Genomic DNA, 14,731 nt, shown 5'->3' with positions numbered 1-14,731 from the left:
GCAGATGCGTATTATTCTTGGTGCAACGGCCCTCGCGGCCCTTACGGCCTGTGCTCCGACGGTTCCCGACAGCGGGGCCGGCGTGGGGTTTGGCGACTATACTCAATATCAGGCCGAACGGCAGGCGCGTGAGACGCAGCTTGCGGGCACAAGCATACCGGCCCCGAACGCCGTGTCGTCCGAGACGCTGGACGGTGCGGCTGTCCCGGCCGGCGGGCAGGGGAACGATGCGGCTGATCTGGCTGCGGAAACGCAGGCCGCCTTGCGGGAGCAGGCCGCGAATTCCGGGCAGACGGTGGTCCATGCCGATCCCTCCAACCCGCCGCCGCAAACCGTGACCACGGCCAACGGCATGTCGGAGGAAACCAATTTCGAAGCCGTGAGTTCGGAACGCTCCATCGAAAGCGACGCCGCGCTGATCGAACGCAACCGGGCGCGTTACAAGGTGATCGCGCCCGAGGCGCTGCCGGCGCGCAGCGGCACGAGCGAGCCCAATGTCGTGCAGTACGCCTTGCAGAGCAATCACCCCCGAGGCACGCAGGTGTTCAGCCGTCCGGGCGTGAACAAGGAGTCCAAGTTCCGCCGTAACTGCGCCGCCTACGCCTCGTCCGATCAGGCGCAGATCGACTTTTTGTCGAAGGGCGGGCCGCAGCGTGACCGTCTGGGGCTGGACCCGGATGGCGACGGATATGCCTGTGACTGGGACCCGCGCCCGTTTCGCAAGGCCGTCGGCGGCTGATATGTCCGGCGCGGTTGCGCAGTCCGATATCGTTCCGACCCCATCCCCCAATTTCGGGCCGCGCCGCCAGGGCGCGCGGCCCGATATGGTCGTTCTGCATTACACCGCGATGGAGAATGCCCGGACCGCGCTTGCGCGGCTGTGCGACGCGGCTGCCGAGGTGTCGGCGCATTACCTGATTTGCGAGGCGGGGACCGTCTGGCAGATGGTCGATGAGGCGCAGCGCGCATGGCATGCCGGGGCCGGGCAGTGGGGCGATGTCCGGGACGTCAATTCCCATTCGATCGGGATCGAACTGGCCAATACAGGCGCGCATCCGTTTCCCGAACCGCAGATGCGGGCGCTCGAGGCGCTTTTGCAGGGGATCATGCGCCGCTGGGGCATCCCGGCCACGCGCATCATCGGCCATTCCGACATGGCGCCGGATCGCAAATCCGACCCCGGCCCACGGTTCGACTGGCAGCGACTGGCGCTTCGGGGGCTGTCCATCTGGCCCCGGAGCGGGGGCGAGCCGGGGGATTTCCTGCAAGACGCGGTGAGGTTCGGCTATGCCGTTCCCGACGGAATGGATGGCGATGCGGCGCTGGATCTGATCCTGCCCGCCTTTCGCCAGCGGTTTCGTCCCTGGGCGAACGGGGGGCTGGACGCCACCGACCGGGTGCTGATGGCCGATCTTGCCGCGCGCTTCCCCGTTGACCGCGCCGCGAGGGATGCCTAGATACCCCTTGCGCGGAAGGCCGGATGGCCGCGGGGTTCGCGCCCCGAGGAAAGTCCGGACTCCACAAGGCAACGGTGCCGGGTAACGCCCGGCCGGGGAAACCCGAGGGAAAGCGCCACAGAAAACAGACCGCCGCGTTTCGCGCGGTAAGGGTGAAACGGTGGGGTAAGAGCCCACCGCGGGGCTGGTAACAGTCCCGGCACGGCAAGCCCCACCGGGAGCAATGCCGAATAGGGATCGCGCGCGGGGGCCGGTCCCGGACCTCGGTTCGGGATACCGCCCGCAGGGACGTCTTGCCCCGGCGATCCGGGTTGGCAGCTTGAGGTGCCGTGGCAACACGGCATCCAGAGGAATGGTCATCCAGCCCCGGATCACGATCCGGGGTGGACAGAATCCGGCTTACAGGCCTTCCGCGCCGATATTCTGATCGTTCCGCTCTTGCGGCCATGTTTTTTGCCGCACGGGTGGAGTGCGGGCTTTCCCCGCGGCCAGGTCGCGTTAGAATGCGGCTCATGCCCTATGAATGGTCTTCCGAAACGAGCGGGGCGCGTGTTTCGCGCCTCAGGCTCTGGCCGCACCGGTCGTTGCCCCGCAAGGGCTTTGCCGCGTTCATCCTGGGCACGTTCACCCTGATCACCGTGCCGCTCTATCCGCTGTTGGGCACCGTTGTCCTGTGGGGGCTGTTGCCGTTCATGTTGCTGGCCGTGGCCGGTATCTGGTGGGCGTTGGAGAAATCCTATCGCGACGGCGATATTTCCGAGGAACTGACCATCGACCCCGAGCAGGTTCACCTTGTGCGCATCAATCCGGGCGGGGTGCGTCAGGAATGGGAATGCCTGAGCTATTGGGCGCGCGCGCAGATGCACCCCACCGGCGGGCCGGTGGGCCATTACATCACCCTGCGCGGGGCCGAGCGTGAGGTCGAGATCGGCGCGTTCCTGTCCGAAGACGAGCGCAGGGCGCTTTATGGCGAGATCGTCGATGCGCTGCGTTCCGCGGCGGCGCCGGACCCCGCGCAGTAGGCGGGGCGGTGCCGCGCGATCAGCTGAGTTTGTCCTTGATCCGGGGGCCGACCGCCCCGAAATCCATCTGGCCGGTATACTGTTCTTTCAGGCGGCCCATGATCTTGCCCATGTCGCGGATCGAACCGGCCCCGACTTCGGCAATGGCCGCGTCGATGGCGGCTTCGGTTTCCTTGTCGTTCAACTGACGGGGCAGGAATTCCCCGATCACGGCGATTTCCTGACGCTCGCGCTCGGCCAGGTCCAGACGCCCGCCTTCTTCATAGGCGCGGACGCTTTCCTGACGCTGCTTGGTCATCTTGCCGAGGATCGCGAGGATGTCGGTATCGTCGACGCCCTGATCGCCATCGCCACCGCGGCGCGCGATATCCTGATCCTTGATCGCGGCGTTGATCAGCCGCAAGGTTGCAAGGCGGGCTGCATCCTTGTCTTTCATTGCCTGTTTGAGGGCCGTGTTCACACGCTCTCGCAAGTTCATTCCGGTCTATCCCGTTTCAAAGTCACAAGTTCGCGACAATACAGAACCCGAACTGCGGTGACAACCATACGTCCGTATGTGTTCGCCGCGCCGCAGGGGCCGCTAGGCATGGCGATCTTGTGACTTGACCCTGTCGGGGCAGGCTCCTACATATCCGCCAATTTGCCCACATCCGGAGACTCGCCCCATGGCTCATGCGACCCAAGACCGCCCGACCGCCTGCCTGGCCCTTGCCGACGGGACGTTGTTTTACGGTAAAGGCTTTGGCGCGGCGGGGGAAACCACGGCCGAGCTGTGTTTCAACACGGCGATGACCGGATATCAGGAGATCATGACCGACCCGTCCTATGCCGGGCAGGTCGTCACCTTTACCTTCCCGCATATCGGCAATGTCGGCGTCAATCCCGAGGACGATGAAACCGCCGATCCGGTGGCCGAGGGCATGGTCGTCAAGTGGGACCCGACCGCACCCAGCAACTGGCGGGCCACCGAAACGCTGGCCGACTGGCTGGCCAAGCGCGGGCGCATCGCCATCGGCGGGGTCGATACCCGCCGCCTGACCCGTGCGATCCGCCAGCAGGGCGCGCCGCATGTGGCCCTGGCGCATGACCCGGAGGGCAATTTCGACACCGTCGCCCTGGTGGAAAAGGCGCGCGCCTTCGCCGGGCTGGAAGGCATGGATCTGGCGCGGCGTGTCACCTGTGCGCAGTCCTATCGGTGGGACGAAATGCGGTGGGCTTGGCCCGAGGGCTACAGCCGCCAGACGGATGCGAAACACAAGGTCGTCGCGATCGACTATGGCGCCAAGCGCAACATCCTGCGCTGTCTGGCGAGTGCCGGTTGCGAGGTGACGGTCCTGCCGGCGACCGCCACCGCCGAGGATGTTCTTGCACTGAATCCCGATGGGGTTTTCCTGTCCAACGGCCCCGGCGATCCGGCCGCGACCGGCGCGTATGCCGTTCCGATGATCAAGGGCGTTCTGGACAAGGGCTTGCCGGTGTTCGGCATTTGCCTTGGCCACCAGATGCTGGCCCTCGCGCTTGGGGCGAAGACCGTCAAGATGAACCACGGCCATCACGGCGCGAACCATCCCGTCAAGGACATGGACACCGGCAAGGTCGAGATCACGTCGATGAACCACGGGTTCGCGGTGGACAGCCAGACCTTGCCCGAGGGGGTCGTGGAAACGCATGTGTCGCTGTTTGACGGCTCGAACTGCGGTATTCGCATGACCGACCGCCCGGTGTTTTCCGTTCAGCATCACCCCGAGGCCAGCCCCGGACCGCAGGACAGTTTCTACCTGTTCGAGCGTTTCGCCGCGTCGATGGCAGGGTGATTCTCAAGCGTTAACATCCTGTTAACACTTGGTTTACCTCTGATTAACCTTCCTGACCCATTGTGCGAAAGCACGGCATGGGCAAGGAGGGCCGCATGGGAATTTCGGAACTGCGCCAGCTTGGCGCGCGCGGCGATGTCCTTGCGGATGCGCGGGAGGCAGCCGGAACCGATCTGGTGCGGCGGGGGGTGGTCTCGTCCTCTGATCTGGCGCTTGCCCGGATCGTGCAGCGGCATTGCGATGCCGGACTGGACGATATCCTGCGCGCCGAAGGCCTGGCCGACGAGGACCGGTTGCTTGCGGCTCATGCGGCGCGGTTGGGTGCGCGGCGCGCAACTGTCGCTGACCTGACGCGACTGCCCGACTATCAAAGCGGCGTCGATCCCCGCAAACTGATAAAGAATGCGATACTGCCGGTCATGGACCATGATGGACGGCCCGCGATCATCACGGATACCCTGCCGGAAACCGGCATTCTGCACGACGAACTCCCCAAAGAGGTCACGCCGGCGCGGCTGTTGCTGGCACCGCGGCACGCAGTGCAGGAGGCTGTCGCCATTCGCCACCGGGAGGTATTGACCGCCTCGGCGCAGGCCCGCGTGCCCGAGGCGGAAAGCTGCCGCACATGGGGTGCGGGCTTTGGCCTGCGGCTTGGGCTGACGCTGACCTTCCTTGCGGTTCTGGCGGTTTTGTCGCTGACGTTTCCGGTTGCCGTGTTCGGTGTGTTCGTGGGCTGGGCCGCATTCACCCTGATTGTTTCGGCGGGTATGAAAACCACGGCATTCGTGGCGCGCATGGCGGTGGGGGACGATGCGCTGCCCATGCCCCCCGCGCCTGACCGCAAGGCACCTTTGCCCAAGGTGTCAATCCTCGTGCCGCTGTTTCGCGAGACCGAGATCGCCCATCACCTGATCGCCCGCCTGTCGCGTCTGACCTATCCAAAATGCCTGCTCGATGTGGTGCTGGTGCTGGAAGAAGAAGACGACCTGACCCGACAGACGCTGGCCCAGATCGACCTTCCGCCGTGGATTCGCGCCGTTGTGGTGCCCGATGGACAGCCGCGCACCAAGCCGCGGGCGATGAACTATGCGCTGGATTTCTGCCGGGGCGACATCATTGGAATTTTCGACGCCGAGGATGCACCGGACCCCGATCAGATCACCGCAGTCGCGCGCCGCTTTCAGCAGGCACCGCCCGATCTGGTCTGCCTGCAGGGGGTGCTGGACTACTACAACCCGCGTCAGAACTGGCTGGCGCGCTGTTTCACCATCGAATACGCCACGTGGTTCCGCATGATCCTGCCGGGTATGGCGAAACTGGGGTTCGCGATCCCGCTTGGCGGGACGACATTGTATTTTCGCCGGGACGTGTTGGAAAAACTGGGCGGATGGGATGCCCATAACGTGACCGAGGATGCCGATCTGGGCTTTCGGCTGGCGCGGCACGGCTATCGGACCGAGATGCTGAACACCGTCACCGGGGAAGAGGCCAATTGCAGGCTATGGCCCTGGATTAAGCAGCGATCCCGCTGGCTCAAGGGATATATGACCACCTATCTGGTGCATATGCGGCGGCCTTCGGTACTGTACCGCCAGTTGGGCGCGTGGAAATTCTGGGGGTTTCAGGCGCATTTCGTTACGGCCCTGTCGCAATTCGTGCTGGCGCCGTTCCTGTGGTCTTTCTGGCTGATCCTGTTCGGGGTGCCGCACCCGCTGGATACGGTCCTGCCGCGGGAGGTTCTTGTCGGTTTCGCCAGCCTGTTCCTGATGGTCGAGGCGATCAATATCGTGATTCACGCCGTCGCGGTGCGCGACCCGGTGCACCGGCATCTGTTGCCATGGGTGCCCTTGATGCATTTCTACGCCCCGCTTGGCGCGATCGCCGCCTACAAGGCGCTGTACGAGCTGATCCTGAAACCGTTCTTCTGGGACAAGACCGCGCATGGGCTTTCGTTGCCGGAGGCCGCGTCGCCAGCGGGACGGGCCGTGTCAGGCGATGGCGTTCACCTCGCCTGAATCCAGCTTCAGGCGAGTCACGAAAGCCTTGGAAATATGCGCCTTGAGGGCCTCGCCAGCGGCGGTGGAATCGCGCGCCTCGATGGCGACGACGATGGCGTCATGTTCTTTCAGCGCATCCTCGGGGCGGCCGAGCGCCGCCAGCGAGGTGGTGGCCATCAGCGCCATGGACCGGTGCACGAGGTCCAGTTGCTGCACGAGGAATCGGTTGTGCGAGGCGAGATGGATTTGCTTGTGAAAGCGCCGGTTCGCACGGGCCATGGCCTGCGGATCATTGAGCAGGGCGCGGTCGTCCTCGACCATGTCGCGCAGCACGCGCACCTCTTCGTCGGTGGCGTGGCGGGCGGCAAGGTTGGCGGCAAGCCCCTCCAGTTCGGCGCGCACCACGTATAGCTCGGCCAGTTGGTTGTGATCGAGCGACGCCACGATCAGGCTGCGCCCGTCGCGGGTGAGCAGGGATTGCGTTTCGAGCCGCTGCAACGCCTCGCGGATGGGCGTGCGCGATACGCCGAACCGTTCGGCCAGATCGCTTTCGACGAGGCGGTCGCCGGGCTTGTACAGCCCCATGTCGATCGCTTCGAGGATCAACGTATAGGCATCTTTCGGGGGCGTTTTCATAAGCGCGGTCTGTCCCTGTCATTTATTGATTTGCGCGACACTAAGCGGGGAAGGGGGCCGCAATCAAGTGCAACGCGATTGCACCCATTGTCGCGGCAACCTAGATTGACGCCATGCCAAAGCAGGATTTCTCGCATGTTCGAAGCTGGGTCTTCGATCTGGACAACACGCTCTATCCGCCGCAGGTGCGGCTGTTCGACCAGATCGAACAGCGCATGACGCAATTCGTGATGGAGGCGCTGCATGTGGACCGCAGCGAGGCCAACCGTTTGCGCGATCACTATTGGCGCGAATACGGCACGACTCTGGCCGGGCTGATGCGCGAACACGGAATCGACCCCGATCCCTATCTTGTCGAGGTCCATGACATTTCCTTTGACGCCCTGAAGCCGGACGAAGAGTTGCGCACCCGGATCGCGGCGCTGCCGGGGCGGCGGATCGTCTATACCAATGGCAGCGGGCCATATGCCGAGCGCGTGATCGCGCGGCGCGGCCTGTCGGGGGTGTTCGATGCCGTCTACGGGGTCGAACATGCGGAATACCGGCCCAAGCCCGAGCGTGCCGCCTTTGATGCGGTTCTTGCGCGCGACGGGATCGTGTCGCAGCAAGCCGCGATGTTCGAAGACGATCCGCGCAACCTGGCCGCGCCGCACGCCATGGGGATGCGTACAGTTCATGTGGCACCCGAGCGAGCGGCGCTTGATCATATCCACTACCATACCGATGACCTAAGCGGCTTTCTGGCGCAACTGGTCTGATCTGTCGCATGCGGCGAAATGTGTCTTTGCGGTTCGGTTGGCGGTCATATCTATGCCCCGAAGCAAAACAATCTTTGAAGGAAACGCAATGACCCCATCGAACACCGCACCCCGTGACATCGCACAAGACAGCCAGGCGTCCCACCATGACCCCGACGTTGCCATCGCCGGCCCGATCCTGCTGACGGTATTTGTCCTGCTGGCCGCTTGGGCGGGCAGTGTCGTGATGTGGGGCATCCCCGGCCTATATATTCCGGCGGTTGCCCTGGTGCCGGTGATGATGGGGCTGCTGATCTGGATTTCGCGGGGCTGAGGCAAATAGGCCGCTGGCATAGCCCGGCGGCCCGGCCTATGCTGCGCGGCAGGAGGGCCCGGCCATGACTGCACCGGATTTCGATATTGTCGTTTCAGGCGGCGGCGTGGCGGGGCTGACCGCCGCGGCGGTGTTCGGGAACGCCGGGTTTTCGGTGCTGTGCGTCGATCCCGCCCCTCCGGTGACGGACCGCGATGCCAAGGGGGCCGATCTGCGCACGACGGCCTTTCTGCAACCGGCGCAGGCGCTGCTGGAGCGGGCCGGGTTATGGGCGCGTCTGGCGCCTCATGCGGCCGATCTGCAGATCATGCGCATCGTCGATGCGGGCGGCGAACTGGCCGAGCCGCGGCTGACCAAGGAATTCGACGCCTCGGACATTTCGGACCGGCCCTTTGGCTGGAACCTGCCCAACTGGTTGCTGCGGCGCGAGATGGTCGCGCATCTGGAAAGTCTCGACACGGTCGCGTTCCGCCCCGGCACCGGCTTTGCCTCGCTCTTTACCCGCGAGGCCGAGGCGCGCGTCGGGCTGAGTGACGGCACGAAGCTGCGGTGCCGGTTGGTGATTGCCGCCGACGGGCGCAATTCGCCCGTGCGCGAGGCGACCGGGATTGGCGTGAAAACAATGCGTTATGGGCAAAAGGCGCTGGCCTTTGCGGTGACTCATCCGATCCCGCATGAAAACGTGTCCACTGAAATTCACCGCACGGGCGGGCCTTTCACGTTGGTGCCGCTGCCCGATCATGAGGGGCGGCCCAGTTCGGCCATCGTCTGGATGGAGGACGGCCCCGAGGTGCAACGCCTTGCCGCGCTGCCCGTCCCCGAGTTCGAAGCGGCCATGAACGAGCGGTCCTGCCGGTTGTTCGGCCCCCTGACGCTGGCCTCGCGGCGCACGGTCTGGCCGATCATCAGCCAGCAGGCCGACCAGATGTATTCCGAGCGCGTGGCCCTTGTGGCCGAGGCCGCCCATGTGGTGCCGCCGATCGGGGCACAGGGGCTGAACATGTCGCTTGGCGATATGCGCGTTCTGCTGGAACTGGCCGAGGCCGCGCCCGACCGGCTGGGCGATCTGGCGATGCTGGAAAGCTATCACCGCCGCCGCCATTGGGAGGTGACTGCGCGGGTGCGGGGGATCGACCTGCTGAACCGTGCGTCGATGATGCATGCGCAGCCCTTGCGGGATGCGCGCGCCATGACGCTGAACGCGATCTATTCGCTGGCCCCGGTGCGCAAGACGCTGATGCAGCTCGGGCTTGGCGCGCGGGGCTGAACCGCCCCGCCACCTGACGTGCGTGCTGGCGTCTAGAGAACTTTGTCGAGCACGGTTTTCAAACGGCTGACGGTGCCGGGCACGTCATAGAGTTTGTCCAGTCCGAACAGGCCCAGCCGGAAGGTGCGGAAGCCCTCGGGCTCGTCGCAGGCCAGCGGCACGCCCGCCGCGATCTGCATGCCTTCGGTGGCGAATTTGCTGCCGTTCTGGATGTCGGGATCGTCGGTGTAGCTGACCACGACGCCCGGAGCGCCAAACCCTTCGGCGGCAACGGATTTCACGCCTTTTTCGGCCAGCAAGGCCCGGACGCTGTTTCCCAGCTCCCATTGCGCATCGCGCAGCTTGTCAAAGCCATAGTCGCGGGTTTCGATCATGGTATCGCGGAAGGCGCGCAGCGCATCCGTGGGCATGGTGGCGTGATAGGCATGACCGCCGTTTTCATAGGCGGCCATGATGTCGCGCCATTTCTTGAGGTCCATTGCAAAACTGTTCGAACTGGTGTTTTCCAGCCGCTCGACCGCGCGTTTCGACATCATGACAAGCCCCGCCGAGGGCGAGGCCGACCAGCCCTTTTGCGGCGCCGAGATCAGCACATCGACGCCGGTCGCCTTCATGTCGATCCATGCGCAGCCCGAGGCGATACAATCCAGCACCAGCAGCGCGCCGACCTCATGCGCGGCATCGGCCAGGGCGGTGACATACTCATCGGGCAGGATCAGCCCTGCCGAGGTTTCGACATGCGGGGCAAACACGACATCCGGCCTGGTTTCACGGATTTTCGCGGTCACTTCGTCGATCGGGGCCGGGGCGAAAGGGGCCTGGGCGCCATTGCCGGTCTGGCGAGCCATGCAGACGGTCGTGTCGGCGGCGAATTTTCCGGCGTCGAAAATCTGGCTCCAGCGATAGGAAAACCAGCCGTTGCGCACGATCAGCGCGTGCGCGTCCGTGCCGAACTGCCGCGCGACCGCCTCCATCCCATAGCTGCCGCCACCGGGCACGAGGGCGACCGCATCGGCCTTGTAGACATCCCCGAGCATGCCCGAGATGTCGCGCATCACCTGTTGAAAGCTCTGGCTCATGTGATTGAGTGATCGGTCAGTGAACACCACCGAGAATTCCAGCAGCCCGTCCGGGTCCACTGTGTCGAGCAATGCGGTCATTCGGAATCTCCTTGCAGGTTTCGTCATAGTGCTAGCCTGTCGGGCCGGCGATGGCAAAGCCCGGATCGGGAGGGGGCCGGAGCGGGCGCGATTCTTGCCCAGTCGGCTTAACCGATGGGGCCGGGGCGGCGTTCTTCGCTCATCAGCACGTTCGCCTCGACATCGCCCACGCCCGGCAGGGTCATGATCCTGCGCCGCAAGACACGTTCGAAGTCCGAAATGTCACGGGCCACGATGCGCAGGCGATAGTCGTAAAGGCCAAGGATATGTTCCACGGTCTGCACTTCGGGGATGGCAGACACCGCGCGTTCGAAATCCTCGAGGCTGACGCGCCCCTTGGTGGCCAATTTGATACCCAGAAACACCGACACGCCAAAGCCCAGCTTTTCCTTGTCGAGATCCAGCCGCTGTCCCTTGATCACGCCGCTGTCGCGCAGCCGCTTGATGCGCCGCCAGGTGGCGGGTTGCGACAGGTTCAGCTTGCGCCCCAATGCGCTGGCGCTTTGGGTGGCGTCCTGCACCAGTTCGCGCAGGATCAGGCGGTCGGTCGTGTCCAGTTCGATCACAGGGGCAGAACCTCGTCGGATTTGATCTGGGCCACATGCATCAGAGCCTCGATATCGGCGATATGGGGCAGGGTCAGGATCGCGCTGCGATAGACCTGCTGATAATGCGCCATGTCGCGGGCAATGATGGACAGGCGCACATCGACACGGCCCAGGAATGTCTGGATTTCCACCACATCGGGCACCTGGCGCGCGGCCTGCATGAAATCGTCGAATGCGCGGGGTTGGGTCTTGTCCAGCGTGACACGCAGCGACACCGCCACCTCATACCCGAGCGCGCGCCAGTCGATGACTGCGCGATTGGCGCGGATGACGCCCTGCGCCTGAAGCTTTTCCAGCCGGCGTGCGCAGGTTGCCGGGGTCAATCCGGCGAGGTCCGCCAGGTCGGCGGGGCCGAGGCTGGCGTCGTGTTGGTAGTGGCGCAGCAGGCGCCGGTCGATATCGTCGAGCATGATATTTTTACATAGCAGTCATTTTGAGAATGAATACCACGATTGTTTCGGGAAATATATGCGTTTTGAATGCTCTTTTTCCGGGTTCGGCGTAATCTGCCGGTAATCTGCAAGCAAAGGAGTGCGACATGCGCGTTTATTACGATCGCGATTGCGATATCAACCTGATCAAGGACAAGAAAGTGGCCATTCTGGGCTATGGCAGCCAGGGCCACGCCCACGCGCTGAACCTGCGGGATTCGGGGGCCAAGAACCTCTGTGTCGCGCTGCGCGAAGGCTCGGCCTCGGCCAAGAAGGCCGAAGCGGAAGGTCTTGAAGTCAAAGGGATTTCCGAAGCCGCCGCATGGTGCGACGTGATGATGTTCACCATGCCCGACGAATTGCAGGCCGAAACCTACAAGAAATACGTGCATGACCACATCAAGCCGGGCGCGGCGATTGCGTTTGCCCACGGGTTGAACGTGCATTTCGGCCTGATCGAGCCGAAAGAGGGCGTCGACGTGATCATGATGGCGCCCAAGGGCCCCGGCCACACCGTGCGCGGTGAATACGTCAAGGGTGGCGGCGTGCCCTGCCTTGTCGCCGTTGACACCGACGCCTCGGGCAAGGCGCTGGAAATCGGCCTGAGCTACTGCTCGGCCATCGGTGGCGGCCGTTCCGGGATCATCGAAACCAACTTCCAGGAAGAATGCGAAACCGACCTGTTCGGCGAGCAGGCGGTGCTGTGCGGCGGTCTGGTGGAACTGATCCGCATGGGCTTCGAGACGCTGGTCGAAGCGGGCTATGCCCCTGAAATGGCTTACTTCGAGTGTTTGCACGAAGTGAAGCTGATCGTCGACCTGATCTACGAAGGCGGCATCGCGAACATGAACTACTCGATCTCGAACACGGCCGAATATGGTGAATATGTCAGCGGTCCGCGGGTTCTGCCGTATGAGCAGACCAAGAAAGAGATGAAGGCGATCCTGCACGATATCCAGACCGGCAAGTTCGTGCGTGATTTCATGCAGGAAAACGCGGTTGGTCAGCCGTTCTTCAAAGGGACGCGCCGGATGAATGACGCGCACCAGATCGAAGAAGTGGGCAAGAAGCTGCGCGACATGATGCCGTGGATCAGCGCGGGCAAGCTGGTGGATCAGGAAAAGAACTGATCGGCGCCACAGCCTGAGCGATATTGGATTGACCCCGGCCAGCGGCTGGGGTCTTTTCGTTTTGACCGAATGAGAAAGCGCGCGCAAATGCCTGAGATTACGGGAAAAAGCTGGATCATGGTGGCCGCTCTTGGGCTGATCTGGGGCGGTACGTTTCTATTTATGGAAATCGCGTTGCGAGGGATCACACCATTCTGGCTGGCAGCGGCGCGGATCGCATTTGCAACGCTTCTGATGTTGGCTTTCTGGGCGTTCCGGGGTTTTAGATTGTTTGCGCAACCTGTTGGAAATATTGATCTTATCCGTCTTGTCATGATTGGTGTTCTGTCTTCGGCGGTGCCCTACATGCTGTTGAGCTGGGGGCAGCAATACGTCACCTCGGGGTTTGCCGGAGTGTCGATGGCGGCTGTGGCGTTGCTGGTCCTTCCGCTGGCGCATTTTCTGGTGCCGGGTGAGCGCCTGACCCTGCGGCGGATTGCGGGATTCGTGATAGGATTTTTAGGTGTCGTGGTTTTGATCGGTGGGCAAGCCTTTGAAACAACAGGGGAAACCCTTGAAAGTTTTGGGCGTCTGGCCTGTTTGGGGGCGGCAAGTTGTTATGCGCTGAGTTCGGTGCAGACGCGGTTGCTGCCGCAGGTGGACCCTATCGGGCTGAACACCGTGACGTTGCTGATCGGAGGCGTCATCGTGTTTGCAGCGGCCTTGAGTATCGAGGGGGCGCCGCCGGAAATCGACCGTAACACATTGTATGTTCTGGGTTTTCTGGGCCTCATTCCGACTGCGGGCGCCAGCCTGTTGCGGGTTCTGGTGATCCGCACGGCGGGGCCGGTGTTCATGACACTGGTCAATTATCAGGTTCCGGTCTGGTCAGTGGTCTTGGGGGCATTGATCCTGTCGGAACCGTTGCCGCCCAGCCTTATGTCGGCCTTGGCACTGATCCTGTGCGGCGTCGGGTTGAGCCAATACGGCGCGCTGAGCCGGTTGTTCCGGCGGGTGTGAGTTTTGTACGTTTTGTACAAAGTGTACCGCTGTTTTGTACGAAATTCGGCGTGATTATGTTGATTTGTCTACATGATGGACGCAATGGGCCGTGGCCGGATCGCACGCGGCGTTCCGGTTAATCCGCGTTCCCCAGGGTCGCGGCCTGCCACAGGCGCAGCGCTTCGACGGTTTCGCGCACATCATGGACGCGCAGCATCTGCACCCCCTGCGCGACACCTGCGATGGCCACGGCGATGGAACCGGGAGCGCGGTGGCGGGCCTCTTCGACGCCGCCGAGGGTGCCGATGAAGCGCTTGCGCGATGCGCCGAGCAGGACCGGACAGCCGAGGCCGTGGAAGAGCGAGAGATTTTGCAAAAGGGTCAGGTTGTGATCGAGCGTCTTGCCGAAGCCGATGCCGGGATCGACGACGATCTGATCGCGCGGGATGCCGAGGGCGGTCAGGGCCTCGACCCGTTCGGACAGGTAGTCGTAGATATCGAGCGACACGTTGTCGTAGCGCGGATCGACCTGCATGATCTCGGGGGTGCCCTGGGCGTGCATGACGCAGACGGGCAGACCGGCCCCGGCGGCGTAGGGGGCGAGATCGGGATCGAAGGTGAACCCCGCAACATCGTTGATCAGGCTTGCGCCCGCCTCGTGCGCGGCGCGGGCGACGGGGGCCTTGCGGGTGTCGATCGAGATTGGAATATCGGTTTCGCCCCGGATGGCGGCGATCACCGGGGCGGTGCGGCGGATTTCCTCGTCAATCGGAACTTCCTGCGCGCCGGGACGGGTGGATTCGCCGCCCACGTCGATGATGGAGGCCCCCGCGCCGATCATCTCGCGTGTGTGGGCGAGGGCCGAGCCGGGATCGAAATGCAGACCGCCATCGGAAAAACTGTCGGGGGTGACGTTGAGGATGCCCATGATCTGCGCGCGGGACATATCGAGCCCGGCCACCGGGGCGCGCGGCGCGGTCAGGCGGTCGAGCGCCTCGGACGGGGCTTGTGCGGCGGGGATCAGGCGCGAAGGCGCGTCGCGGTGCATCTCTTCGACGGTATCGAACCAGAGCGCGCCACCGGCGAGCGGCAGCGCCGCGTCGGGGCGGGCATGATCAAAGCGGGCGACGGGGCGGTAATAGGCGGCCATGATGCGA

General features: G+C 63.8%; 16 protein-coding genes and 1 other RNA gene. 11 read left to right on the top strand and 6 right to left on the bottom strand.

Annotation, left to right across the window (positions count from 1 at the left end; genetic code table 11):
• Positions 1-4: 4 nt before the first annotated feature.
• The 4 genes from KPG71_RS01370 (at position 5) to KPG71_RS01355 (ending at position 2,479) form a co-directional block, all read left to right on the top strand.
• Positions 5-739, top strand: coding sequence for a hypothetical protein (locus KPG71_RS01370; protein ID WP_216336186.1), 735 nt, complete (start codon positions 5-7; stop codon positions 737-739).
• Position 740: 1 nt separating this feature from the next.
• Complete coding sequence (locus tag KPG71_RS01365; RefSeq protein WP_253195999.1) at positions 741-1,457, top strand: N-acetylmuramoyl-L-alanine amidase; 717 nt, start codon at positions 741-743, stop codon at positions 1,455-1,457.
• Between the two features lie 11 nt (positions 1,458-1,468).
• Positions 1,469-1,875: RNase P RNA component class A (rnpB, locus tag KPG71_RS01360), an RNA gene on the top strand.
• Between the two features lie 94 nt (positions 1,876-1,969).
• Positions 1,970-2,479 (top strand): DUF2244 domain-containing protein, encoded by a 510-nt coding sequence (locus KPG71_RS01355; protein ID WP_216336184.1) that lies wholly within the window; start codon positions 1,970-1,972, stop codon positions 2,477-2,479.
• Between the two features lie 19 nt (positions 2,480-2,498).
• Here the strand turns inward: KPG71_RS01355 and KPG71_RS01350 are convergent, their stop codons facing one another.
• The gene (locus KPG71_RS01350; protein WP_216336182.1) at positions 2,499-2,957 is read right to left on the bottom strand and encodes a GatB/YqeY domain-containing protein; all 459 of its coding nucleotides are present in this window, start codon (positions 2,955-2,957) and stop codon (positions 2,499-2,501) included.
• A gap of 187 nt (positions 2,958-3,144) precedes the next feature.
• Here KPG71_RS01350 and carA point away from each other — a divergent pair, with 187 nt between their 5' ends.
• Positions 3,145-4,293: a glutamine-hydrolyzing carbamoyl-phosphate synthase small subunit gene (carA, locus tag KPG71_RS01345; RefSeq protein ID WP_216336180.1), complete on the top strand. Its 1,149-nt coding sequence runs from the start codon at positions 3,145-3,147 to the stop codon at positions 4,291-4,293.
• 95 nt (positions 4,294-4,388) lie between these two features.
• Positions 4,389-6,308, top strand: coding sequence for a glycosyltransferase (locus tag KPG71_RS01340; protein WP_216336178.1), 1,920 nt, complete (start codon positions 4,389-4,391; stop codon positions 6,306-6,308).
• Here KPG71_RS01340 and KPG71_RS01335 read toward each other — a convergent pair.
• Positions 6,282-6,926 (bottom strand): GntR family transcriptional regulator, encoded by a 645-nt coding sequence (locus tag KPG71_RS01335; RefSeq protein WP_216336177.1) that lies wholly within the window; start codon positions 6,924-6,926, stop codon positions 6,282-6,284. The genes KPG71_RS01340 and KPG71_RS01335 overlap by 27 nt on opposite strands.
• A gap of 113 nt (positions 6,927-7,039) precedes the next feature.
• Between KPG71_RS01335 and KPG71_RS01330 the strand changes: the two genes are divergently transcribed.
• The 3 genes from KPG71_RS01330 (at position 7,040) to KPG71_RS01320 (ending at position 9,264) form a co-directional block, all read left to right on the top strand.
• Positions 7,040-7,684, top strand: a complete 645-nt coding sequence (locus KPG71_RS01330) for a pyrimidine 5'-nucleotidase (protein WP_216336176.1) — start codon at positions 7,040-7,042, stop codon at positions 7,682-7,684.
• 88 nt (positions 7,685-7,772) lie between these two features.
• Entirely contained in the window at positions 7,773-7,997 is a 225-nt protein-coding gene (locus KPG71_RS01325; protein WP_216336175.1) for a hypothetical protein, read from the top strand.
• Positions 7,998-8,061: 64 nt separating this feature from the next.
• Entirely contained in the window at positions 8,062-9,264 is a 1,203-nt protein-coding gene (locus KPG71_RS01320) for a UbiH/UbiF family hydroxylase (protein WP_216336174.1), read from the top strand.
• Between the two features lie 32 nt (positions 9,265-9,296).
• Here the strand turns inward: KPG71_RS01320 and KPG71_RS01315 are convergent, their stop codons facing one another.
• The 3 genes from KPG71_RS01315 to KPG71_RS01305 all read right to left on the bottom strand — a co-directional run bounded on the left by KPG71_RS01315 (position 9,297) and on the right by KPG71_RS01305 (position 11,442).
• On the bottom strand, positions 9,297-10,424 hold the full coding sequence (locus KPG71_RS01315; RefSeq protein ID WP_216336173.1) for an aminotransferase class V-fold PLP-dependent enzyme: 1,128 nt from the start codon (positions 10,422-10,424) through the stop codon (positions 9,297-9,299).
• 107 nt (positions 10,425-10,531) lie between these two features.
• Entirely contained in the window at positions 10,532-10,990 is a 459-nt protein-coding gene (locus tag KPG71_RS01310; protein ID WP_073032682.1) for an Lrp/AsnC family transcriptional regulator, read from the bottom strand.
• Positions 10,987-11,442 carry an Lrp/AsnC family transcriptional regulator gene (locus KPG71_RS01305; protein ID WP_073032680.1) on the bottom strand — a complete coding sequence of 152 codons (456 nt, stop codon included), beginning with the start codon at positions 11,440-11,442 and terminating at the stop codon, positions 10,987-10,989. Before KPG71_RS01305 ends, KPG71_RS01310 begins: the two co-directional genes overlap by 4 nt.
• Before the next feature lie 128 nt (positions 11,443-11,570).
• On the opposite strand from KPG71_RS01305, the gene ilvC reads away from it, so the two are divergent.
• The gene (gene ilvC, locus KPG71_RS01300) at positions 11,571-12,593 is read left to right on the top strand and encodes a ketol-acid reductoisomerase (protein ID WP_216336172.1); all 1,023 of its coding nucleotides are present in this window, start codon (positions 11,571-11,573) and stop codon (positions 12,591-12,593) included.
• An 87-nt stretch (positions 12,594-12,680) separates the two neighbouring features.
• Positions 12,681-13,592, top strand: a complete 912-nt coding sequence (locus tag KPG71_RS01295; RefSeq protein ID WP_216336171.1) for a DMT family transporter — start codon at positions 12,681-12,683, stop codon at positions 13,590-13,592.
• A 118-nt stretch (positions 13,593-13,710) separates the two neighbouring features.
• On the opposite strand, the gene folP is transcribed toward KPG71_RS01295, so the two are convergent.
• A complete protein-coding gene (gene folP / locus KPG71_RS01290) occupies positions 13,711-14,724 on the bottom strand; it encodes a dihydropteroate synthase (protein WP_216336169.1) in 1,014 nt (337 codons plus the stop codon).
• Positions 14,725-14,731 lie beyond the last annotated feature (7 nt).

The organism is Roseovarius sp. PS-C2, assembly GCF_018862045.1.
Taxonomy (GTDB): Bacteria; Pseudomonadota; Alphaproteobacteria; order Rhodobacterales; family Rhodobacteraceae; genus Roseovarius.
The sequence above is the reverse complement of the archived record's forward strand: the minus strand, read 5'-3'. Positions and strand labels throughout refer to the sequence as shown.